The 21,797-nt window shown below is 32.3% G+C and carries 19 protein-coding genes; 18 read left to right on the top strand and 1 reads right to left on the bottom strand.

What is annotated here, in order from left to right; all coding sequences use genetic code 11:
* Positions 1-24: 24 nt before the first annotated feature.
* Positions 25-1,242, bottom strand: a complete 1,218-nt coding sequence (locus DYE58_RS03230; RefSeq protein ID WP_115312008.1) for a helix-turn-helix domain-containing protein — start codon at positions 1,240-1,242, stop codon at positions 25-27.
* 281 nt (positions 1,243-1,523) lie between these two features.
* On the opposite strand from DYE58_RS03230, the gene argF reads away from it, so the two are divergent.
* The 18 genes from argF to DYE58_RS03145 all read left to right on the top strand — a co-directional run bounded on the left by argF (position 1,524) and on the right by DYE58_RS03145 (position 21,766).
* On the top strand, positions 1,524-2,516 hold the full coding sequence (gene argF, locus DYE58_RS03225) for an ornithine carbamoyltransferase (protein WP_004819390.1): 993 nt from the start codon (positions 1,524-1,526) through the stop codon (positions 2,514-2,516).
* Positions 2,517-2,606: 90 nt separating this feature from the next.
* The gene (locus DYE58_RS03220; RefSeq protein ID WP_004819388.1) at positions 2,607-3,974 is read left to right on the top strand and encodes an alanine/glycine:cation symporter family protein; all 1,368 of its coding nucleotides are present in this window, start codon (positions 2,607-2,609) and stop codon (positions 3,972-3,974) included.
* Between the two features lie 29 nt (positions 3,975-4,003).
* Positions 4,004-5,161 carry a CD0519/CD1768 family membrane protein gene (locus tag DYE58_RS03215; protein WP_004819386.1) on the top strand — a complete coding sequence of 386 codons (1,158 nt, stop codon included), beginning with the start codon at positions 4,004-4,006 and terminating at the stop codon, positions 5,159-5,161.
* The gene (locus DYE58_RS03210) at positions 5,161-7,677 is read left to right on the top strand and encodes an ATP-dependent Clp protease ATP-binding subunit (RefSeq protein WP_004819384.1); all 2,517 of its coding nucleotides are present in this window, start codon (positions 5,161-5,163) and stop codon (positions 7,675-7,677) included. The genes DYE58_RS03215 and DYE58_RS03210 overlap by 1 nt, the downstream gene beginning before the upstream one ends.
* A gap of 15 nt (positions 7,678-7,692) precedes the next feature.
* On the top strand, positions 7,693-8,865 hold the full coding sequence (locus DYE58_RS03205) for an ornithine cyclodeaminase family domain (RefSeq protein ID WP_004819383.1): 1,173 nt from the start codon (positions 7,693-7,695) through the stop codon (positions 8,863-8,865).
* Between the two features lies 1 nt (position 8,866).
* Positions 8,867-9,961 carry a putative NPN-dependent ornithine cyclodeaminase gene (locus DYE58_RS03200; protein ID WP_004819379.1) on the top strand — a complete coding sequence of 365 codons (1,095 nt, stop codon included), beginning with the start codon at positions 8,867-8,869 and terminating at the stop codon, positions 9,959-9,961.
* Between the two features lie 11 nt (positions 9,962-9,972).
* Positions 9,973-10,902: a carbamate kinase gene (gene arcC / locus DYE58_RS03195; protein ID WP_040552115.1), complete on the top strand. Its 930-nt coding sequence runs from the start codon at positions 9,973-9,975 to the stop codon at positions 10,900-10,902.
* Positions 10,903-11,166: 264 nt separating this feature from the next.
* Entirely contained in the window at positions 11,167-11,487 is a 321-nt protein-coding gene (locus tag DYE58_RS03190; protein ID WP_004819375.1) for a V-type ATPase subunit subunit G family protein, read from the top strand.
* Positions 11,474-13,426 carry a V-type ATP synthase subunit I gene (locus DYE58_RS03185; protein WP_004819374.1) on the top strand — a complete coding sequence of 651 codons (1,953 nt, stop codon included), beginning with the start codon at positions 11,474-11,476 and terminating at the stop codon, positions 13,424-13,426. The genes DYE58_RS03190 and DYE58_RS03185 overlap by 14 nt, the downstream gene beginning before the upstream one ends.
* A gap of 1 nt (position 13,427) precedes the next feature.
* On the top strand, positions 13,428-13,895 hold the full coding sequence (locus DYE58_RS03180) for a V-type ATP synthase subunit K (protein ID WP_004819372.1): 468 nt from the start codon (positions 13,428-13,430) through the stop codon (positions 13,893-13,895).
* Between the two features lie 10 nt (positions 13,896-13,905).
* Positions 13,906-14,475, top strand: coding sequence for a V-type ATP synthase subunit E (locus DYE58_RS03175; RefSeq protein WP_115312007.1), 570 nt, complete (start codon positions 13,906-13,908; stop codon positions 14,473-14,475).
* 9 nt (positions 14,476-14,484) lie between these two features.
* Positions 14,485-15,474, top strand: coding sequence for a V-type ATP synthase subunit C (locus DYE58_RS03170; RefSeq protein WP_115312006.1), 990 nt, complete (start codon positions 14,485-14,487; stop codon positions 15,472-15,474).
* On the top strand, positions 15,467-15,775 hold the full coding sequence (locus DYE58_RS03165; RefSeq protein ID WP_004819361.1) for a V-type ATP synthase subunit F: 309 nt from the start codon (positions 15,467-15,469) through the stop codon (positions 15,773-15,775). Before DYE58_RS03170 ends, DYE58_RS03165 begins: the two co-directional genes overlap by 8 nt.
* A gap of 10 nt (positions 15,776-15,785) precedes the next feature.
* On the top strand, positions 15,786-17,570 hold the full coding sequence (locus DYE58_RS03160) for a V-type ATP synthase subunit A (RefSeq protein WP_040552112.1): 1,785 nt from the start codon (positions 15,786-15,788) through the stop codon (positions 17,568-17,570).
* The gene (locus DYE58_RS03155; RefSeq protein ID WP_004819357.1) at positions 17,563-19,092 is read left to right on the top strand and encodes a V-type ATP synthase subunit B; all 1,530 of its coding nucleotides are present in this window, start codon (positions 17,563-17,565) and stop codon (positions 19,090-19,092) included. The genes DYE58_RS03160 and DYE58_RS03155 overlap by 8 nt, the downstream gene beginning before the upstream one ends.
* Before the next feature lie 7 nt (positions 19,093-19,099).
* Positions 19,100-19,792 (top strand): V-type ATP synthase subunit D, encoded by a 693-nt coding sequence (locus DYE58_RS03150; protein WP_004819355.1) that lies wholly within the window; start codon positions 19,100-19,102, stop codon positions 19,790-19,792.
* 666 nt (positions 19,793-20,458) lie between these two features.
* Complete coding sequence (locus DYE58_RS11530; protein WP_257009105.1) at positions 20,459-20,590, top strand: hypothetical protein; 132 nt, start codon at positions 20,459-20,461, stop codon at positions 20,588-20,590.
* 36 nt (positions 20,591-20,626) lie between these two features.
* Positions 20,627-21,766, top strand: coding sequence for a hypothetical protein (locus DYE58_RS03145; protein ID WP_050794606.1), 1,140 nt, complete (start codon positions 20,627-20,629; stop codon positions 21,764-21,766).
* The last annotated feature ends 31 nt before the right edge of the window (positions 21,767-21,797 follow it).

Genomic DNA, 21,797 nt, shown 5'->3' with positions numbered 1-21,797 from the left:
ATATTTTTCCGTTTATCGCCTATTTTATTTTATATATGTTGTTCTAAATTCAGAAGGGGTAATATTTAAAATCTTTATAAAATTTCTGACGAAAGTTTTTGTAGAATTATATCCTACTAAAGCTGAAATATCTGCGATAGGAAGTTCAGTCTCAGTGAGTAGGTCGCAAGCTTTATGAATTCTAATTTGATTTAAAAAGTTGTAAAAATTTTTCTCAATGTAATACATTAGAATACTATTTATATTTTTTGGTGTGGTCTTAAATAAATCTGAAACTGTGCCTATATCTAATTCTTCATCATAATTTTCATACATATATTCAATTATTTTTAGTCCTCTATAATCAAGCCTTATGTTTACTAATGACTCAGGACATTGTAATTTTTTAAAATCTTTAGTTCCAAGATGATATTTGTCATGGAATATTTTTGATAGTTGCCCGGGATCGGAATAGTTTAATATATATGCAATATCTTTTATATTTAAATTTGTATGAGTTAAAAGAAATTTAGCTTTAAAAATTCTCATTTCATTTAATAATTCATAAAATCCAATTCCGGTAAAATCATGTATATATTTGGAGATGGAACTTTCGCTCATAAAGAATGCTTTTGAAATCAATTCTAAACTCAAATTATTGCAACAGTTTAAAAACATATACATAAAAATCATGTCCGGGTTAATTTCATCGTCAGCTGGTGTAGTTTCATTAATATTTCTTAAATATATAACTAAGAGTTCAGCAAATTTTGAAATGCCATAAAGAGTTGAATAAGGTTTTGATTCTGAAATGAAATTAACAGAGCAAAGTCCAAATTCATCTTTAATATCTTCAAAAATTGATTTTATTTTCAGTGAATCTTTGCTGGAAGGTATGATTACATTTGATTTATAAAGAGAATTTATTATGTTAATGTTTTCACTATTGATATTAAATTCTTTTTTTATATAGATGTTTAGGAGATTAAAATTATAGACCAAAAGATAGTATGTGAGTTCTTCGGAAACTTCTATTATTTCCGAAATTTGCCACGGAGCTATTGAAATTATAACTCCCGGGAATAAGGCTATAATTTTATTTTGAATTTTAATTTTGCCATGTCCTTCTAAGATGTAGATAAATCTGCTGTGTTTATGCAAAAGTGGTTCTGTGGGTTTAGAATCACTTTGTATGTCAAAATTAAAAATGTAGTTATTATCAACAGTTTCGTTATAATTTTCTTGTATTTTAATTTTTTTCATGGTGAATCTCTCCAAAATATAACATAAGGATCAGATAAGAAACATTATTCTATGTTTAAGTTATATTTAATGTGATAAAATTATTATAATACGTAATTCACTTTAGTGCAATTGGAAAACATTGGACTAAATTAGTACTATAAAGATAGCCATATTTGTACATTGTGAGATAATAGAAATTATTTACAGAAAATTAATCTTAATTTGTCTCTGGAAATGTTTTCAAATGTGATAAATTAATCTTAGGTAGTAAAGATAAGTTACATAAAGGAGTGATTAAAATGGCACAAAATCTTAGAGGTAGAAATTTTTTAAAGTTGATTGATTTTAGTTCAGAAGAAGTTCGTTACTTAATGGAACTTGCTAAAAACTTCAAGTCAATGAAAAGAGCAGGACAACCACACAAGTATCTTGAGGGGAAAAATATTGTTTTATTATTTGAAAAGACTTCAACTAGAACTAGATGCTCATTTGAAGTTGCTGGAAACGACCTTGGAATGGGAGTAACTTATTTAGATCCAGCCGGTTCTCAAATGGGACATAAGGAATCTATTGCAGATACAGCAAGAGTTCTTGGAAGAATGTATGATGGTATTGAGTATCGTGGATTCTCTCAAGAAACAGTTGAAGAATTGGGGAAATATGCAGGAGTACCTGTATGGAATGGATTGACTGATGAATGGCATCCAACTCAAATGTTGGCAGATATGCTTACAGTTGAAGAACATTTTGGATATTTAAAAGGATTAAAATTTGTATACATGGGAGATGCAAGAAACAATGTTGCTAATTCTCTTATGATAGTTTGCGCAAAATTAGGAGTTAATTTCGTGGCTTGTGCACCGGAAGAATTATTCCCTGAAGATCATCTTGTAGAAATGGCAAAAGAAATAGCTAAGGAAAATCACTGTACAGTAACTTTAACATCTGATGTTAAAGAGGGTACTGAAAATGCTGATATTCTTTACACTGACATCTGGGTATCTATGGGCGAGCCGGCAGAAATTTGGGAAAAGAGAATATCACTTTTGAAGGATTATCAAATAAACAAAGCGGCTATGGAAAATGCTAATGAAGAAGCTATTTTCTTACACTGTCTACCATCTTTCCACGATACAAAGACAAAAGTTGGAAAAGATATTTATGAAAAATTCGGATTAGAAGAAATGGAAGTTACCGATGAAGTATTTGAATCAAAACAATCATTAGTATTTGATCAAGCTGAAAATAGAATGCATACTATAAAAGCGGTAATTTATGCAACTCTTTGTTAATGGACAACTTATGAGATAGAGAATTTATTGGTGTATTTAGGGGAGACGCAACAGTTTCCCCTAAATCTCAATTAACTAAAGGAGTTTATTATGGAAAATTTAATAAAAATAATATCTGATATAACTAACGCATTTTGGGGATGGCCAATATTAATAGTATTACTTGGTGGAGGGCTTATAATCTGTGTGAGAACAGGATTTATTCAAGTCAGATATCTTCCATTTATTTTAAAACAAACTTTTGGAAAAATGTTTTCTTCTAATGTTGGAGGAGAGGGTTCAGTAAGTCCTTTCCAAGCGGCAACGGCAGCACTTGCATCGTCAATAGGAGCGGCAAATATAGTAGTAGCACCTTCTATTATTTTTACCGCAGGTCCTGGAGCAATATTTTGGATGTGGATTGCAGCTTTAATAGGTCAAGCAACTAAGTTTGGAGAAATAATATTAGGTATTAAGTATAGAGAAAAGAATGTTGAAGGAGAATATGTTGGAGGACCTGCATATACATTTAAAAAGGGTATTGGAGGAACTTTAGGCAAGATAATGGGGTTCTTAGTATCTTTCTTCTTTATGATAGAAATATTGCCATCAATAACATTACAAACGATTTCAGCGGCTGCGCCTTTGGAACAACTGGGTTTATCAAGAGTGGTTTCAGCTGTTATAATAGCTGTGTTGGTTGTGTTAGTAGCTTATGGCGGGATTAAGAGAATTGCTCAAGTAACTGAAAAGATGGTACCTATAATGGCAACAATCTACATATTGGCAGGTCTTGCAATTATAGTTATGCATATAGATAAACTCCCTGAAGCATTTAGAATGATTATAGTCGGAGCATTTAATCCAAGAGCTGTTGTTGGAGGAGCAGCCGGAGCAGGTATAGCTCAACTTATTAGAGCCGGAGCAGCAAGAGGTTGTTATTCAAATGAAGCGGGTATGGGTTCAGCGCCTTATGCACACGCAACAGCAGTTACTGACCATCCTTGTAGACAAGGTATGTGGGGTATATTTGAAGTAATAGCAGATACAATTATCGTATGTACAATTTCTACGCTTGTAGTTATTGTAACAGGGCTTTATCAAAATCCTGATATGAAAGATATAGGGGTTGAGAGAGCATTTAATTCTGCATTTGGACAAGTTGGAACAGCAATTATAGCAATAAGTTTGTTCTTATTTGTACTTTCTACAATAATAGTTATAGTATTTTATGCTGAAAAACAAGGCGAATATCTATTCGGTACAACTATAGGTAAAGTTGTAAGACTTATAGCTTGCGGCATGGTTATACTTGGTGGATTTGTATCATTTGATAATGCAGGAGTATTCTTGGATGCAACTTTAGGACTTGTTGTTTTTACTAACATGGTAGGTATGATAATGCTCAGTGGAGAACTTAAAGAGCTTGTAGATGAATTTTTTAAAGATCCGAAATATTATCCGGGGGCTAAAAAATAGTCAACAAATTTTATGACAGAGGAAAATAAATGGAAGAATTAAAGAATGATAGACTGTTAAAAAAAGAAATTGGATGGGAAGCTCCCATATTTTTAGTAATATTTTTTGGGCTATTTGCCTATATTGGGAACGTAATGGGCGGAACCAATATGATTAAGACAATGATGAATACTGCGTTTGATTTGCTTATAAATGTTTGTTTTTATCTTATGGCAGTTGCAGTTATAGCAGGGGGGATTTCTTCTATATTTTCTGAATTTGGAGTTATAGCTTTAATAAATAAGGCAGTATCTGTAATTATGAAACCAATTTATGATTTACCGGGGGCCAGTTCAATAGGTATATTAAACTGTTTTATGTCAGATAACCCTGCTATATTGACTCTCGCACATGATGATAATTTCAGAAAATATTTTAAAAAATACCAAATGCCAGCCCTAACTAATTTGGGGACTTCATTTGGCATGGGTCTTATCACTGTTACTTCAATGATGGCGTTACCTGTTGATGGAGCAATTAAAGGTGCATTGGTAGGTCTTTTAGGAGCTATTATAGGAAGTGTTGTTTCCGTGAGACTTATGATTAGAAAAACTAAGAAGTATTATGGAACAGAAGAAATGGTTGAGTGTAAGAATACTGTTTCATTACCTAATGGGAAGAGAAAAATAAGAGAAGGCTCTGTGGGGTCAAGATTTATACAATCTCTTTTAGAAGGTGGAAAGATAGGAGTTGATATGGGTATTGCCATAATTCCCGGAGTATGTTTAATTTGTACAATTGTAATTTTACTTACAAATGGAACAGGAGCAAGTGGAATATACGATGGCAGTGCAAATCAGGGGATAGGAATTTTGCCAATAATTGGCGAAAAACTTAGTTTTATTTTAACGCCACTATTTGGATTTAGCACACCTAAGGCCATTGCTATACCTATAACTGCACTTGGAAGTAGTGGAGCTGCAATTGGTATGGTTTCTGATATGGCAAGTAAAAAAATAATAGGTGGAAATGACATAGCGGTATTTACTTCAATTTGCATGTGCTGGAGCGGATATTTATCAACACATATTGCAATGATGGATGCACTTGATACTAAAGAGATGACGGGAAATGCCATACTATCTCACACAATAGGAGGACTAAGTGCAGGAATAGCATCGCATATAATTTGGGGGTTATTGTTTTAATGGATATTTCAAGATACTCACAGGCAGCTATTAATATAATTAATGAATCGAATCAAGTTGCTATAAGAAATAACAACAATGAAGTAACCGATTTACACATTTTTTATACCATTCTTCTAAATCCGAATAAGAATATTAAGGATTATTTCAAGGAAAGAGGAGTTATTTTACAAAACTTAAAAGAAGATGTTAAAAATGCAATAAGTAAATTGAGAAGTTTGAAAGGTGTTTCTAATTTATACGTGAGTAGATCTTATCAAAGAGTTTTGTTAATATCTGAAGAAATCTCAAGAAATTTATATGAAGAAAAAGTAACTATAGAGCATTTATTTTTAGCTCTTTTAAGAGAGAATGACATTGCGAGTGCTAAGCTTGCAATGTCATTTAAAGTAGACTATGAAAGTTTTATGAGATATGTTTCAAAAAAATTTAATGAAGCTTTTTTAAGTGGAGTATCTCAAGAAACTATGCTAAATCTTGAAAGATATGGGAGAAATCTCACAAAAGAAATAATTGAAGGAAAATTAGATCCTGTTATAGGTAGAGATGAAGAAACAAGAAGTGCGATAAGGGTGCTTACAAGAAGAATAAAGAACAATCCTGTCTTAATTGGAGAAGCGGGCGTAGGAAAGACGGCAATTGTAGAGGGAATAGCTCAAAGAATTGTAAGAGGAGATGTTCCGGACAATTTAAAAGAAAAGATCGTTTTTTCATTAAATATGACTGCGTTGATTGCAGGAGCTAAATATCGTGGTGATTTTGAAGAAAGACTTAAAAAACTTTTAGATATAATTAAAGATTCAGATGGAAAAATAATTTTGTTTATAGATGAAATTCACAACATAATGGGAAGCGGAAATACATCTGGGACCATGGATACTGCGAACATATTAAAGCCAATGCTTGCAAGAGGAGAAATACTAACTATAGGAGCGACAACTATAGAGGAATATAGAAAATATATTGAAATAGATGGAGCTTTAGATAGAAGGTTTCAAAAAATTTTGATTGAAGAGCCAAGCATAGAAGATTCTATCGCCATATTAAGAGGATTAAAGAAAAAATATGAGAATCATCATATGGTAAAAATTACAGATGGAGCATTGATAGAGGCTGTAAAACTTTCAAAGCGATTTTTAACTGAAAGGAAGTTGCCCGATGTTGCACTGGATGTAATAGATGAAGCATGTGCACTCGTTAGAATGGCGAGAGATCAAAAACCGGAAGAGCTTGATAATTTGCATAGAAATATTGTTAAGTTGGAGATGGAAAAGATTGCATTAAAAGATGAAGTGGATAGTGTTTCAAAAGATAGACTAAGTGAAAAAGAAAGAGAAATTGAAAAACTTGAAGCATTATTAAAGCATAGAACTGAATTGTATAATTTAGAAAAAAAGCGACAAGAAGATATATTATTAAATGAAAAAGAGATAGAAGATATAAATTTACAAGTAGAAGAGGCAAAAGAGCTACATGATTTTAAAAAATTAGATGAGCTCATTATTGCAAAAAAAAGAATAGAAGAAAAAATAAAATCTTTAACTGATATACAACCATATTATCCAATACACACCAGAGTAACTGCTAATGAAGTGAAAGAAATTATATCTAAAATTTCTGGAATGCCGAAAGTGAAACTACAATTGAATAAACTTGAAAAGCTTGATGAAATAAAAAACTCTATGAAAGAAGAGTTTGTTGGCGAAAATGAATTGATAGATAAGATAGTCAATACTTATATGATTTCAGAGAGTGGTTTAATCAACAGAGATAAACCTATAGGAACTTTTTTAATATGTGGGAGTTCAGGCTCGGGGAAAAGCTATATTGCAGAAGTTGTATCAAGAAATTTGTTTGATGGGCAGACAAGTTTAATAAGATTTGACATGAGTGAATTTAGCGAAAAAGCTTCTATAACAAAATTGATAGGTGCACCTCCAGGATATGTAGGATATGAAATGGGCGGTGTCTTAACAGAAGCTTTAAGAACTAAACCTTACAGTGTGATATTGTTTAAAAATATAGAAAATGCTCATAGAGAAGTTCAAAGCTTAATCATGCAGATTATTCAAGATGGCAAAGTAAAAGATAATAAAGGACGAGAGATAAATTTTAAAAATACAATTGTAATACTGACTACAACTTGTGGAGTGGACGAAAGCATTAAAGATATTAATAAAAATTTAGGATTTCAAATTGATAACTATGTAGATTATATATTTTATTTGAAATCATTAACCCCTGACACCATTAAAGAACTCATAAAACATAACCTCAACGAACTAAAAAAGCTATTAAAAGATAGTCGTGTGGACTTAAATATTACAGAAGAGTTTATTGATAGATTAACAAGTTATGTTTTAAAAGAAAAAATGGGTGCAAGAGAAATCAAAAAGTATATAGAACATGAAGTATATTTTTTAATATGCAAGAGAAAATTAGAAAATCAAACAGAAGATGGTATTAGTATTATTTTAAAAATGGAAAATGAAAGATTATATGTAGATATTAAATAAAAATAGGAGGCAAGCATGGGAATTCAAATACCTGAGTTTAATTCACCAAATTTTTCCGAAGAAAAGTATAAAGATGCACCGAATATTGAATTGGGAGTTGTTGAAAGAGATGGAGTAGCGCCTGATAATTTTTATCTTACAACTCATATGCCAACTTTCTATAAATATGAAGATAGATGGCTATTTCCAAAACACAATTCATTAAACTGTGTAGCTGTTTTGGAAAATGGGGAAATTTTTATAAAAGAGATAAGAGAGCTTAAAAAAGGCGAGAAAGTTGTATTATCTTTGACTGGAGAGATGGACACAGGAGTCTTGGTATATAGAAAGGGATTTCCAAAATCGATATATTCAACACTTGGAAAGGCAGTAGAAACTTCATTTTCAAAAGACTATGAGTATTTATTTGAGCTTATGCAAAATGAAAGAGATAGCGAAGATGGATACATTACATGGGTTTTAGGACCTAGTGTTGTCTTTGACTATGACACAAGAAAAGCACTTAATCAGTTAGCTGAAAATGGATATATTGATTGTCTGCTTGGTGGGAATGCAATGTGTACTCATGATTTAGAAGGCGGATTTTTACAAACAGCATTGGGACAAAATATATATACTCAAGAAAATGTTCCGATGGGACATTACAACCATTTAGATTTGTTAAATGAAGTTAGGACAATAGGTTCTATAAAAGAATTTATAGCTAGTGGAAATGTAAAAGATGGAATAATAAAGACTTTATCAGACATGGACATTCCTTTTGTACTAAGTGGTTCGATTAGAGATGATGGACCACTACCAGAAGTTATAGGAGATACTGAGAGAGCACTTACTGAGACTAAGAAAGCACTTGATAAGTCAACATTGATAATTTGTATAGCAACTATGCTTCATAGTCTTTCTGTAGCAAACATGGCTTCAGGATATACTGTCAGAAAAGATGGAAGAATAACACCGGTTTACATGTATTCAATAGATGTAACAGAAAATGTAGTAAACAAAGTTGGAGCTGCAAGAGAATTGATGGCATTTGTACCTATGGTAACTAATGTACAAGACTTTGTAGTAAATTGTGAAAAAGCTCTTATAACACCAGCGAACAAAGTTTTCGCAGATGAGATGAAGATACCTGAAGAAGAATATGTAGGAATTGAGAGAGATAAAGAAGAAAGCAGGGGGGAAATCTAAAATGAAATTTGAAATGCCAAAATATCATCATCCGGATTTTGAACAAGAATTTTTGAAAAAAGCTCCTAATGTAACTTTGGAGGAGGTAAAAATAGATGGAATAAGTCCAAGAAATTACCATGCTCTTTCAGTTTATCCTGAATATTTTAAAATAAATGGGAAATGGGTTTTAGCAACTCAATCAAGAATGGACACAGTATGTGTTGCAAATGATACATTGGGAGAAGAGAGTGTAAACATAGTAGAGTTTCGAAACTTAAAAAAAGGTGACAAAGTTGTAATAGGACGTACTGAAGATGCCTCAGAAGGTATCTATGTTTGGACTCGAGGATTTTTAACAGCAGATGAAAATACAGATACTTTTGCATTCCGTTCAGGCCGTTCAAGAGAAACAGCTTTTTCTATAGACTACGATACTCTTTATGAAGTTTTAAGATATGAGAAAGCAAATAATGGATATGTTACTTTGATAGTCGGTTCTGCACTTTCGCTTGATACAGACTCAAGAAATGCATTGGCAAGACTTATAAGAAATGGCTTTGTTCAAGCAATTTTCTGTGGTACAGAAACAGCAGCATTTGACCTTGAAAAGGGATTATTTAATACATCTTGGGGTCAAGAACATTTTGAAAAAGAGCAGAATACGACTAGAAATTTATTTGAAACACTTAACTTAGCTAGAAAATACGGTTCTACAAAAGCGCTTGTTGAGTCAGGGTTAGTAAAAGATGGGTTTATAAAAGCATGTGTTGAAATGGATGTTCCATTTGTAATAGCAGGGACAATTCGTGACAGATTGGGATTGCCTGAGACTATAAATAATGTATATGAAGCACAAAATACAATGAGGTCTCACGCGAGAAAAACTTCAACTATAATCATGATGTCAGCAATTTTATTTACCATAGCAACTGGAAATATGACTCCATCATATAATGAATTCGACGGAGAAATTCGACCGGTATATATGTATACAATAGACATTCAAGAATTTGCTGTTAATAAATTATCAGACAGAGGAACTGTAACAGCTGTTTCAATGGTAACTAATGTTCAAGATTTCATAAGAAATGTAGACAGAGCACTAAATAGTTAGGAGGGATTATTATTAAAAAGATAGTTTTAGCACTTGGTGGAAATGCACTTGGCAATTCACCGGAAGAACAAAAAGAGGCGGTTAAGATTACTGCAAAATCAATTGTAGATTTAGTGGCTGAAGGAAATAAAGTAATAATTTCACACGGTAACGGTCCGCAAGTTGGAATGATAAATTTAGCTATGGAAACTGCTTCAAAATCAGAAGCAAATACTCCAAACATGCCTTTTCCGGAATGTGGGGCAATGAGTCAAGGCTATATAGGATATCATCTACAAAACTCAATAGAGAATGAGCTAAACAAAAGAGATATGAAAGTGGACGTTGTTTCTCTTGTAACACAAGTTTTAGTAGATAAGAATGACAAGGCATTTGAAAATCCAACTAAGCCAATAGGTTCTTTTTATTCTAAAGAAGAAGCAGAAAAATTGATGGAAACAGGATTGGTTTTTAAAGAAGATGCGGGTCGTGGATATAGAAGAGTTGTACCTTCACCAAAGCCAATAGACATAATAGAAAAGAAGTCGGTAGAGCTTTTATATAATAATTCAACAATAGTAGTGGCTGCTGGAGGTGGCGGCATTCCAGTGGTAGATGAAGCTGGAGAATATGTTGGAGTTCCTGCTGTTATAGATAAAGATTTTACAACAGCTAAATTGGCAGAACTTGTCGATGCTGATGTACTGATAATTTTGACTGCTGTAGAAAAAGTTGCAATTAAATTTGGAACGCCTGAAGAAAAATGGTTGAGCGAAATGAGTGTTGAAGAAGCTGAAAAATATATAGAACAAAAAGAATTTGCAGAAGGTTCTATGAAACCGAAGGTTGAAGCAGCATTAGGATTTGTAAAATCAAAAGAAAATAGAAAGGCAATAATCACTTCTCTTGAAAAAGCGTTAGAAGGATTGGAAGGAAAAACAGGAACTTTAATTAGACAATAATAGAATTATTGTATTTTTAAACGAAATATTTGTAAAAAGTTAGATTTAAAAGCCCGGGAGTTCCTGGGCTTTTAAATAAATAAAATAAAGATGATATTTATGACTTGTAAGTCGTTAAATTAATGAGATACTATAGTAAATAGGCATAATAGTGTGTTATACTATTAAAATAAGAGAAATTTATCATAAAAAGTTATTGGTGAGAATATATACTTATCATAATCAAAGTGATATAATGTTAAAAACTGATATAGGAGGTGGAAAATGGCTAGTGCAATAGAACGTATTGTTGAAAGTGAGAAATTGGCAGAAGATCAATTGAGCAGTGCTAAAAAAACTGCAGAAAAGATATTGAGAGATGCAAAAGCCGAAGCCGAAAAGTTGAAGCAAGAGATATCAGAACAAAGTGAAGAATTGAGAAGTCAGAAAATTCAAGAAGCTGAGGAAAAGGCTAATTTAATAAGGACTAAAATTCTTGAAGAGAGTAGGAAGAAAGCTGATATAATTTCCCAAATTGACAAGGGGAAGATAGAAAAATTAGCTGATATGGTTGTAGATAAGGTTGTGAAAAATGGCAATAGTTAAGATGCATAAGTTTGATCTGTACACATTTGCCAATCGTCAAAGTGAGCTTTTAAAATCTTTGCAGGAATTCAAAGATGTTCATTTAAACGATTTAAAGCTTTCAGAAGAGCAGGATTACTTAAAAAAAGTTGATGTTCCAGAATCTGTGTTTAAACTCGATAATGAAATAGGTAGAGTAAAGTGGACGATGGATTTATTACAAACATATTTGCCGTCAGCATCTGCAGTAGACGGATTTAAAGGTCAAAAGATAAGAGTTTCATTAAAAGATTTAAAAGAAAAGGCAGACAGATTTAATTTTAATGAAATCTATGACAAATTAAACAGTCTTTACTTGGAAAAGAATGAATTGAATCAAAAAATTTCTACGGTCAATGAAGTAATAAATGAATTAGAACCATTTTCAGAATTAAGAGTAAGTTTAAATGAGATTAGAAATTTAAATCGCATAAAAGTTATACCGGGAAGCATTCCTTTAAGGAATGAAGCGCAGTTTAAGGAATCATTATCCAGTTCAGAATTAAAATTGTACTCTGTTGAAGAGTATAAAATATTAAATGGAATGAAGTATTTGATAATTGCAGTTGAAAAAACAGAAGAAGCTGAATTAACAAATATTTTAAGAGCTAATGGATTTACAAACAATAGAATAAAAACTGAAAAAAGAGTAAGTGAAGAAATTACAGATCAAAAAAATAAATTAAAAGAATTTGAAAATAGAATTGGACAAATAGATTCTGAGATAGATTCAGAAAAAGAAAACTTAGAGGATCTTAAGTATTATTATGAATATTTGAGAAATGAGAGTTTGAGACAAGCGGCAGTACAAAATTTTGCAAAGTCTAAAAAAATAGATTTTATCACGGGTTATGTACCAAGTGATAAGGCTGATGCATTTAATAATTTATTAGATGAAGTTTTAGGTACAGAATATTATTTAGAAATTGCTCCGGCAGAACAAGAAGATACAAATGTACCTATTAAATTAAAAAATAATAAATTAGTAGAACCTTTTGAATCAATAACGGAAATGTATTCAATTCCAAGATATCAAGAAATAGACCCGACACCACTGCTTGCACCATTTTATTTTATATTTTCAGGAATTATGGTAGGAGATATGGGCTATGGTATCTTAGTTACTTTAATAAGTATGTTTGTACTAAAAGTTTTAAAACCTGATAAAGTAAAGGCTAGACTTATAAAGTTCGTAATGTATATGGGGATTTCATCTACATTCTGGGGATTCATATTTGGATCGTTTTTCGGAGATTTAATTCCAATAAAGGCATATCTAAACCCATCAGAAGATTATATGAAAATGATTGCCATGTGTATGGCTTTTGGAATATTTCATATATTCTTTGCAATGGGAATTAAAGCATACATGAATTTAAGGGATCATAAACCGGCAGATGCGCTATTTGACGTTGGGTTTTGGTATATGGCATTAATAGGTGCTATGTTATTTATAGGTTCTAAAGTAGTAGACTTAGGAAGTATCGTCAGTATGGTATCTCCTATAATAATGCTTATAGGAATGGTTGGAATATTATTTACAGGAGGTCGTGACCAAGAATCAGTTGGCGGAAAGATAGGATGGGGTGTGTATGCCCTATACGGTATTACATCTTATTTAGGAGATTTTGTAAGTTATTTCAGACTTATGGCTCTTGCTTTAGCAGGTTCATTTATAGCTATAGCTGTAAATATAATAGTAAGAATGTTAATGGGACAGGGAATTATAGGAGTTATATTTGGAGTTTTAATATTTGTGGCATTCCAAATATTTAATATGTTTTTATCATTCTTATCATCATATGTACATTCAGCAAGACTTACTTTTGTAGAAATGTTTAATAAGTTTTATGAAGGTGGAGGAATTCCGTTTAAGGAAATGGTCACACAGTCAGATTATTTTATAATTGAGGAGGATTAAAATGGCAGAGTTTTTTGTTAATTATGGAGGAATGATACTTGGAGGTTTAGGTGTAGCAATTTCTGTAGCACTTGCAGGCATAGGGTCAGCTAAAGGTGTAGGGATAGCCGGAGAAGCAGCAGCAGGTGTTATAATTGAAGAACCTGAAAAGTTTGGTAAAGCACTTGTACTTCAACTATTACCAGGTACACAAGGGTTATATGGTTTTGTAATAGGAATGCTTATGCTATTTAGACTAAGCCCTGATATGGATTTACAAACAGGATTTTCACTATTTTTAGCAGCTATTCCAATAGGTCTAGTAGGTCTCTTCTCTGCAATTAGCCAAGGTAAAGTTGTTGTAAGCGGTATAAACATATTAGCTAAAAAAGAAGAGCACATGACTAAGGCTATAGTTTTAGCAGTAATGGTTGAGATGTATGCGATTTTAGCATTGGCAATCTCTTTCCTTCACATGAACTCAATTTAAGGAGGATGTAGTGTCAAATATAGAAACTTTACTTGAAAAAATAGAAGCTGATTCTAAACAAGAACAGCAAAGTATCATTGACGCTGCAAGACAAAAGGCCGAAGAAATAGTAAGAAAAACTGAAGTAGAGTCTCGTGAAAAATCAGAGGTATTCTTAAAAAAAACAGAACAGGAAGCTGAAAATTTAATTGAAAAAGCTACTGGAAGAGCAGAGTTAGAAGCTAGAGACCAAATTTTAAAGATAAAACAAAGTACGATTGAAAAAGTAATAGAACTTGCGGTTGATAAACTCAATGATATATCAAATGATGATTATCTTGAGTATATAAAGAGGGAAGTTGCTTCAGTAGACTTATCTGAAAATGCTGAGTTGAAAGTTATGGCTAAGTATAGAGAATACATTGTTGAAAACTTCAAAGAGATTAAGATCAGTGAAGAAACAATAAATTCGGGATTTGCAGTACAAGATGGCAATGTTTTATATAACAATGATTTTGTAGGAATAATAGAAAATAATAGAAGTGATATAGAAGGCTTAATTTATAGGGAATTATTTTCAAATGGAAATTTGAAAAAATAGGAGGTAGGCATGGATAGAAATGAATTTGTTCAGCCGTCCGTCACTACCAGAATTTTTGAAAAATCTCTTTTAACTAAGTCTGATTTTGAAAGATTAATAGAAACCGCTGATATAGAAGATGCAATTCGTGCGTTGCAAGAGACAACTTATAAAGAAGAAATTTCTAAGCTTAGTGCAGCGCAAAATTATGAAGAGGCTCTTGATAATATGCTCTTAGACTTTTATAAAAAGATGTATGAGATGACAAGAGAAGACTTGGTAGTAGATTTGTTAGCGCTTAAATACTATTATCATAATTTAAAAGTTGTCTTAAAAGAATACATTTTGGGAGAAGATTTAGAATATTTATACTATAAATTAGAAAATTTCCCAAGAGATGAAATTAAGAAAAGCATAGATACTGGAGCGAGTGTGGAGTATTCAGATGTGGTTAGAGAAGCTATGGAAGAATATGAAAAGGGGAAAAATCCGCAAGATATTGATATTTTTATAGATAAAAAATATTTTGAGCACTTAAAGAAAATAGCTAAAGAGTCTAAAGTGGAACTTTTTGACAAATATGTGAGAAATCTAATTGATTTTACAAATATAGCAACAGTATTAAGATGTAAAAGACAAGACAGAACTATTGATTTTTTAAAAAAGGTTTTAGTTGAAGGTGGAAGTATAGAAGTTGGAGAGTTAGAAAATATATTCGGATTAGAAGTAGATGAAAATTCTTCAGTATTTAGAAGAACTGAGTTTTATAAATATTTGAAGAAGGGAATTGAAGAATATAAACAAACAGGAACTATGTCAGAGTTTGAAAGACAAAAAGACAACTACTTCATGGAACTAGTAAAGGATGTAAAAAAAGTGACATATGGCCCTGAAGTCTTATTTGCATACTTATATGCAAGAGAAACTGAAATTAAAAATATAAGGATGATTTTAATTTCAAAGTTGAATTCAACAGACACCAACTCTATACGTGAAAGGCTGCGTGAAACATATGTATAAAATAGCAGTTGTAGGGGATAAAGATTCTGTATTAGCATTTAAAGCATTGGGAGTGGATGTAAAGATAAGCTACGATGCTGACCAGACGAGAAGAATAGTAGATGGCCTTGCAAAAGATAACTACGGGCTCATATTTATTACAGAGCAACTTGCAGAAAAAATTGAGGAGACCATCGATAGATATAATAGTGTTACAGTACCGGCAATAGTTTTAATCCCATCAAATAAGGGTTCTTTAGGGATAGGAATGAAAAATATCGATAAAAATGTAGAAAAAGCTGTTGGAAGTAACATATTGTAAGGAGGAAATTTTGAAAACAGGAAAAGTAATAAAAGTTTCCGGTCCGCTAGTTGTGGCAAGTGGCATGGAAGAAGCCGCTGTTTATGATGTGGTGGAAGTTTCTAAAGATAGATTGATAGGCGAAATCATCGAGATGAGGGGTGATGAAGCCTCAATACAAGTTTATGAAGAAACAACAGGGATAGGTCCTGGAGATGATGTAATTACAACAGGAGCTCCATTATCAGTTGAACTTGGACCGGGACTTATAGAGCAAATGTTTGATGGTATACAAAGGCCACTACAATCACTTCAAGAAGTAGCAGGAGATTTTTTGACAAAAGGCGCAGAAGTTAAAAACTTAAATAGAGAAAAACTATGGGATTTTGTACCAGTTGCCAAAGTCGGAGATGAAGTAGTAGAAGGAGATATTGTAGGGACTGTCCAAGAAACTGAGGTAATAAACCACAAAATAATGGTACCTATAGGGGTATCAGGTAGGATAAAAGACATAAAGAGTGGAAGTTTCCATGTTGATGAAACAGTATATGTACTTGAAACAGAAAGTGGAGACAGAGAATTTAATATGATTCAAAAATGGCCTGTAAGAAGAGGTAGAAAGACAAAGGGAAAGATAGACCCAAATACACCTCTTATCACAGGACAAAGAGTAATAGATACATTTTTCCCTATAACTAAGGGAGGCACAGCAGCTATACCTGGTCCGTTCGGTTCAGGAAAGACAGTTGTTCAACATCAACTTGCAAAATGGGCAGATGCTCAAGTTGTAGTATATGTAGGTTGTGGAGAACGTGGAAATGAGATGACAGACGTTCTTATGGAATTCCCTGAACTTATAGACGAAAAGACGGGTCAGTCTATAATGAAACGTACAGTTCTTATAGCAAACACTTCAAACATGCCTGTAGCAGCACGTGAAGCTTCAATCTATACAGGGATAACTATCTCGGAATACTATAGAGATATGGGTTACTCAGTTGCGATGATGGCAGATTCTACATCACGTTGGGCAGAGGCACTTCGTGAAATGAGTGGACGTTTGGAAGAAATGCCAGGGGACGAAGGATATCCAGCATATCTTGCATCTCGTGTAGCAGAGTTCTATGAAAGAGCAGGACGTGTTACTTGTCTTGGACAAGATAACAGAGAGGGGGCACTTTCTGTAATAGGCGCAGTTTCTCCTCCGGGGGGAGATATTTCAGAGCCGGTAACTCAATCAACACTTAGAATTGTAAAAATATTCTGGAAGCTTGACTATGACCTTTCATATAGACGTCACTTCCCGGCAATTAACTGGATAGAATCTTATTCTCTATATCAAACTAAGATGGATAAATATTTTGATTCAGAAATAGATTCAGAATTTTCTAAAAATAGAAGAAGAGCAATGGCTCTTTTACAAGAAGAATCATCACTTCAAGAAATTGTTCGTTTAGTAGGACGTGATTCTCTATCTGAACAGGACCAATTAAAGCTTGAAGTTGCAAAGTCTTTGCGTGAAGATTATCTACAACAAAATGCATTCCATGATGTTGATACTTTCTGCTCTCTTGAAAAGCAAAACAAGATGATGAAAGTTATTCTTTCATTCTATGACCAAGGACTTAAGGGAATAGAAGACGGCATTTATCTATCAGAAATAGAAAAGATGAATGTAAGAGAACGTATAACAAGAATGAAGTACGTTTCTGAAGAAGAGATATCTTCTTTAGATGAAATTATAGAAGAAATAGAAAGAGAAATGAGAGAGCTTTCTCCTAATTCAGAAGACAAAGGGGGTACTGTAAATGCTTAAAGAATATAAGTCGGTTACAGAAGTAGTAGGCCCTCTAATGGTTGTAGAGGGAGTTAGCGGAGTTGAATATGAAGAGCTTGTAGATATTGAATTACAAACTGGAGAAAGACGCCGTGGTCGTGTAATTGAAATAGAAAGAGATAAAGCCATGGTCCAAATTTTCGAAGGTTCAACAGGAATCAACCTACAAGATACAAAAGTTAGATTTTTAGGACATCCTCTTGAATTAGGCGTGAGTCCTGACATGATTGGTCGTGTATTTGATGGGCTTGGAAATCCAATTGATGATGGTCCAAAGATAATTCCTGAAGCTAAGATAGATATAAACGGTACTGCAATAAATCCGGTATCTCGTGATTATCCATCAGAGTTTATACAAACTGGTATATCCACTATTGATGGACTCAACACACTTGTGCGTGGACAAAAGTTACCTATCTTTTCCGGAGCAGGACTTCCACACAACAATGTTGCTGCTCAAATAGCAAGACAGGCAAAGGTACTTGGTAAAGATGATAAATTCGCAGTTGTATTCACTGCAATGGGAATTACATTTGAAGAAGCACAATTCTTTATAGACGACTTCAAAGAAACTGGAGCTATAGATAGAGCTGTATTATTTATGAACTTAGCAGATGACCCTGCCATTGAAAGACTTGCGACTCCAAAAATGGCATTGACGTGTGCAGAATATTTGGCGTTTGAGTTGGGAATGCACGTGTTGGTAATTATGACTGATATGACAAACTATGCAGAAGCTCTTCGTGAAGTTTCAGCAGCTCGTAAAGAAGTTCCAGGACGTAGAGGTTATCCGGGATATCTATACACTGACCTTGCGGGAATTTATGAGAGAGCAGGCAAGATAAAGGGAAGAGATGGTTCAATCACTCAGATTCCTATTTTGACAATGCCTGAAGATGATATAACTCATCCAATCCCCGACCTTACAGGATATATAACAGAAGGACAAATAATACTTTCTAAAGAATTATATAAACAAGGAATAGAACCGCCAATAAATGCAATACCATCATTATCACGTTTGAAAGATAAAGGTATAGGTGAAGGTAAAACTCGTGAAGACCATTCAGGTACTATGAACCAAATTTATGCAGCATACACTTCAGGAAAAGAAGCTAAAGAACTTTCAGTAATCCTTGGAGAATCTGCGCTTTCAGAAGCGGATAAGGCATTTGCAAAATTTGCCGATGCATTTGAAAAAGAATATGTAAATCAAGGATATTATTCAAATAGAAGTATTGAAGAAACTTTAAATACAGGTTGGGATTTGCTTAGAATTATTCCAAGAACCGAACTAAAGAGAATAGATGATAAATTAATTGATAAATACCTTACTGAAAAATCAGAAGTTGAAGTTGAACAAAAGAATCTGACTAAGAAGGCAGTTAATAAATCAATAGAAGAAATAGATAAGCAAAGAGCTGAACAGTCAAAAGCGTCAGCTAGAGCTACTTTAAACGATATAAAAGGACAAGATCCAGTAAGTCAAGACAGAAAGTAGGGATAACATGGCTAGATTGAATGTAAGTCCTACCAGAATGAACATGACAAATCTAAAGGGTAGGCTTGCTACATCTAAAAGAGGACACAAACTCTTAAAAGATAAGCAAGACGAACTGATGAGAAGATTTATTGACTTAATAAGAGAAAATAAAAAATTAAGAGAAGAAGTCGAAGAAGAATTGCACAGAGCCTTTGCAAACTTTCTATTGGCATCATCTTCAACTGATCCAAAGATGTTAGAGGCGGCAGTTTCTTTTCCGACACAAGCTATAGAATTAGATATAGAGATTGAAAATGTAATGAGCGTATTCATTCCAAATATGAAATTTCAAACAAAAAAGTTAACTGAGTCAGGTTCAGTATATCCATATGGATATGCTCAAACAACTTCAGATTTAGATGAGGCGATAGACGGATTGAACAAGGTGTTAGGAAGACTTCTCGAACTTGCTCAAATGGAAAAGTCTGCACAGTTAATGGCAGATGAAATAGAAAAGACAAGAAGAAGAGTAAATGCACTCGAGTACAAGACCATTCCGGATTTATCCGAAACAGTTTCTTATATAAGAAGCAAGCTGGATGAAAATGAAAGAGCGGGAATCACTCGTCTTATGAAAGTAAAAGATATAATTTCAAAAGAAGAAAGTAAGCAACCAAAGAAAGAATCAGAGTTCCATAGCTTTGATTTGGCAAATTAAATAAATTTTAAAATATCTGTTAGTAGAAATACTCAACAGATATTTTTTATAATAATTATTTAATGCTCAGCAAAGAGTAAAATTCATTTTTTATTAATAGCCTACTGATTACTAGAAGTGTATAAAATCTTCCATTTTATAAAGCTTAATTTAATTAGATATTATAAAAAATTTATAAAGTGTTGACTTTTTCTTTTTTTTTGATAGGCTAAAGCAAACAATAGAAAATGATATCATATAATGTAGAAAAATTTTTAAAAAGTTATTTAATTAAGATAAGTATATATTAACTATTAAAGAAAATTATAGGACAATCTAAATAAAAAGGAGGAGTTTTAATGGGAAAGTGTCAAAATCCTCAAAGGTATAAAAACGGAGATGGGTTTAGTTTGTAAATGACTAATATTGACTAGACAAGATATAATAGATCTAACATAAATGTTGATAGTAACAATTGGGTTAGATGTAGGGTTGTTTCCGCTTCTGATTTTTCAAATGTATTATACGATAAATATTACTATTTAAATGGAATTACGAAATATAATGCATCATTTAACAAACAAATAACATTGTGCAATCCTAATAGAGATTTTAATACAGGAAGTGCTATATAATGGGGGATTTTCTCAATCATATTTGTATAGAGCAGATGGGAGTTATACACCTATGAACTATAGTAGTGTTACTAATAGAACTGGAAAATTTGGAGTTTCAGGGATTTATGGAAGTAGAGATAAAGTAGAAGTAAATAGTAGTACACAATGGGATACAGAAAATATAACTATAAGATTTAACTAATAAAAATAAGATATGAGTTGATAAAGGAGAGTGAAAGTGAATAACAAAACTAAGTTTATAATATTGTGTTGCGTATTGATGATGACTAAACGTGTTCAGGCTACGGAAATACAAAAAGTAAATATTCAAATTCCAAGTTTTAAGGTAAGCATTAATGATATTGAGATGGAAAAGAGAGAAAATAAATATCCTATTATTTTATATAAAGATGTAACTTACTTCCCAATGACATATAAAAATTCAAGATTTTTAGGAGTGAATACTTTTTGGGATAAAGATACAAAAACTTTAAAAATAGAAAGTGATATACCAAAAGGAGATTATTATAGATATATTGGAAGAAGAAATAAAAATTATGATGTAGCTAAGCAAGCAGATTTCAATATAGTTGTCAATGGAAAGGATATAGATAATAAAAATGAAAAGTTTCCTTTGTTAGTATATAGAGATGTGACATATTTTCCGTTGACATGGAGATTTTGTAATGATGAATTTAATTGGGAGTATAGCTTTGATAAAGATTCAGGCTTGAGAATAAGTTCTAAAAAAAATAATTGTAAAAGAGATATTTTAAATGTAAGTTCATACAATACTAATTTTAGAGAATACTATTTCTCAAAAGAAATAGGAGGAATAAACTACTTAGTAGGAAGAAATAGAAAGAATTCAAATATAATAATCTCTAAGGTTGATAGCGGAAAAGATGTTGAAGTAAAAGATGTAAATAAAAATGGAAGCAATTTAGTTTTAGACAATAATAATTTATATTTTACCGTGGATTACGAAACTCAAAAAACTGTTAATTGTTTAAATTTAATAGATATGGAAGAAAAAGAAATATTAAGGCTTGATGTTAATAAATGGGATCCTATATTAATGACAGCACTTAATGGAAATATTTATTATAAAACTTCTATAGAAAATGGATCATTATTCAACCAAAATAGAAAGAAATTAAATAGAGAAGGTTCTCTAACAGGTTTGAGAAAAGTAAATAACTATGTATTTGCGACTTTTGATAAAGGCGACAATTTAATAGTTTTTGATAAAAATCAAAGTATAGTTGCAAAGACAAAGGGAAATATAAATGTTAAAACAGTTAGTGTTTTAGATGGAGTATTGACATTTAAAGATGAAGATACCGGGTTAATAAGAGAAGTGAAGTTTAATATTTAATAATTAAGTCCGTCGAAGAAATTCGGCGGAT

The organism is Peptoniphilus indolicus (assembly GCF_900454665.1).
In the GTDB taxonomy this organism is placed as follows: Bacteria; Bacillota; Clostridia; order Tissierellales; family Peptoniphilaceae; genus Peptoniphilus; species Peptoniphilus indolicus.
This window is presented reverse-complemented; position numbering and strand designations above follow the sequence as displayed.

Excerpts from the sequence above, each read along its gene's own strand:
- DYE58_RS03205 (WP_004819383.1), top strand. The coding sequence starts at position 7,693 with ATGGGAATTCAAATACCTGAGTTTAATTCACCAAATTTTTCCGAAGAA.
- DYE58_RS03180 (WP_004819372.1), top strand. The coding sequence starts at position 13,428 with ATGGCAGAGTTTTTTGTTAATTATGGAGGAATGATACTTGGAGGTTTA.
- argF (WP_004819390.1), top strand. The coding sequence starts at position 1,524 with ATGGCACAAAATCTTAGAGGTAGAAATTTTTTAAAGTTGATTGATTTT.
- DYE58_RS03210 (WP_004819384.1), top strand. The coding sequence starts at position 5,161 with ATGGATATTTCAAGATACTCACAGGCAGCTATTAATATAATTAATGAA.
- DYE58_RS03200 (WP_004819379.1), top strand. The coding sequence starts at position 8,867 with ATGAAATTTGAAATGCCAAAATATCATCATCCGGATTTTGAACAAGAA.
- DYE58_RS03185 (WP_004819374.1), top strand. The coding sequence starts at position 11,474 with ATGGCAATAGTTAAGATGCATAAGTTTGATCTGTACACATTTGCCAAT.
- DYE58_RS03170 (WP_115312006.1), top strand. The coding sequence starts at position 14,485 with ATGGATAGAAATGAATTTGTTCAGCCGTCCGTCACTACCAGAATTTTT.
- DYE58_RS03220 (WP_004819388.1), top strand. The coding sequence starts at position 2,607 with ATGGAAAATTTAATAAAAATAATATCTGATATAACTAACGCATTTTGG.
- DYE58_RS03230 (WP_115312008.1), bottom strand. The coding sequence starts at position 1,242 with ATGAAAAAAATTAAAATACAAGAAAATTATAACGAAACTGTTGATAAT.
- DYE58_RS03165 (WP_004819361.1), top strand. The coding sequence starts at position 15,467 with ATGTATAAAATAGCAGTTGTAGGGGATAAAGATTCTGTATTAGCATTT.
- DYE58_RS11530 (WP_257009105.1), top strand. The coding sequence starts at position 20,459 with ATGAACTATAGTAGTGTTACTAATAGAACTGGAAAATTTGGAGTTTCA.
- DYE58_RS03190 (WP_004819375.1), top strand. The coding sequence starts at position 11,167 with ATGGCTAGTGCAATAGAACGTATTGTTGAAAGTGAGAAATTGGCAGAA.
- DYE58_RS03215 (WP_004819386.1), top strand. The coding sequence starts at position 4,004 with ATGGAAGAATTAAAGAATGATAGACTGTTAAAAAAAGAAATTGGATGG.
- DYE58_RS03155 (WP_004819357.1), top strand. The coding sequence starts at position 17,563 with ATGCTTAAAGAATATAAGTCGGTTACAGAAGTAGTAGGCCCTCTAATG.
- DYE58_RS03150 (WP_004819355.1), top strand. The coding sequence starts at position 19,100 with ATGGCTAGATTGAATGTAAGTCCTACCAGAATGAACATGACAAATCTA.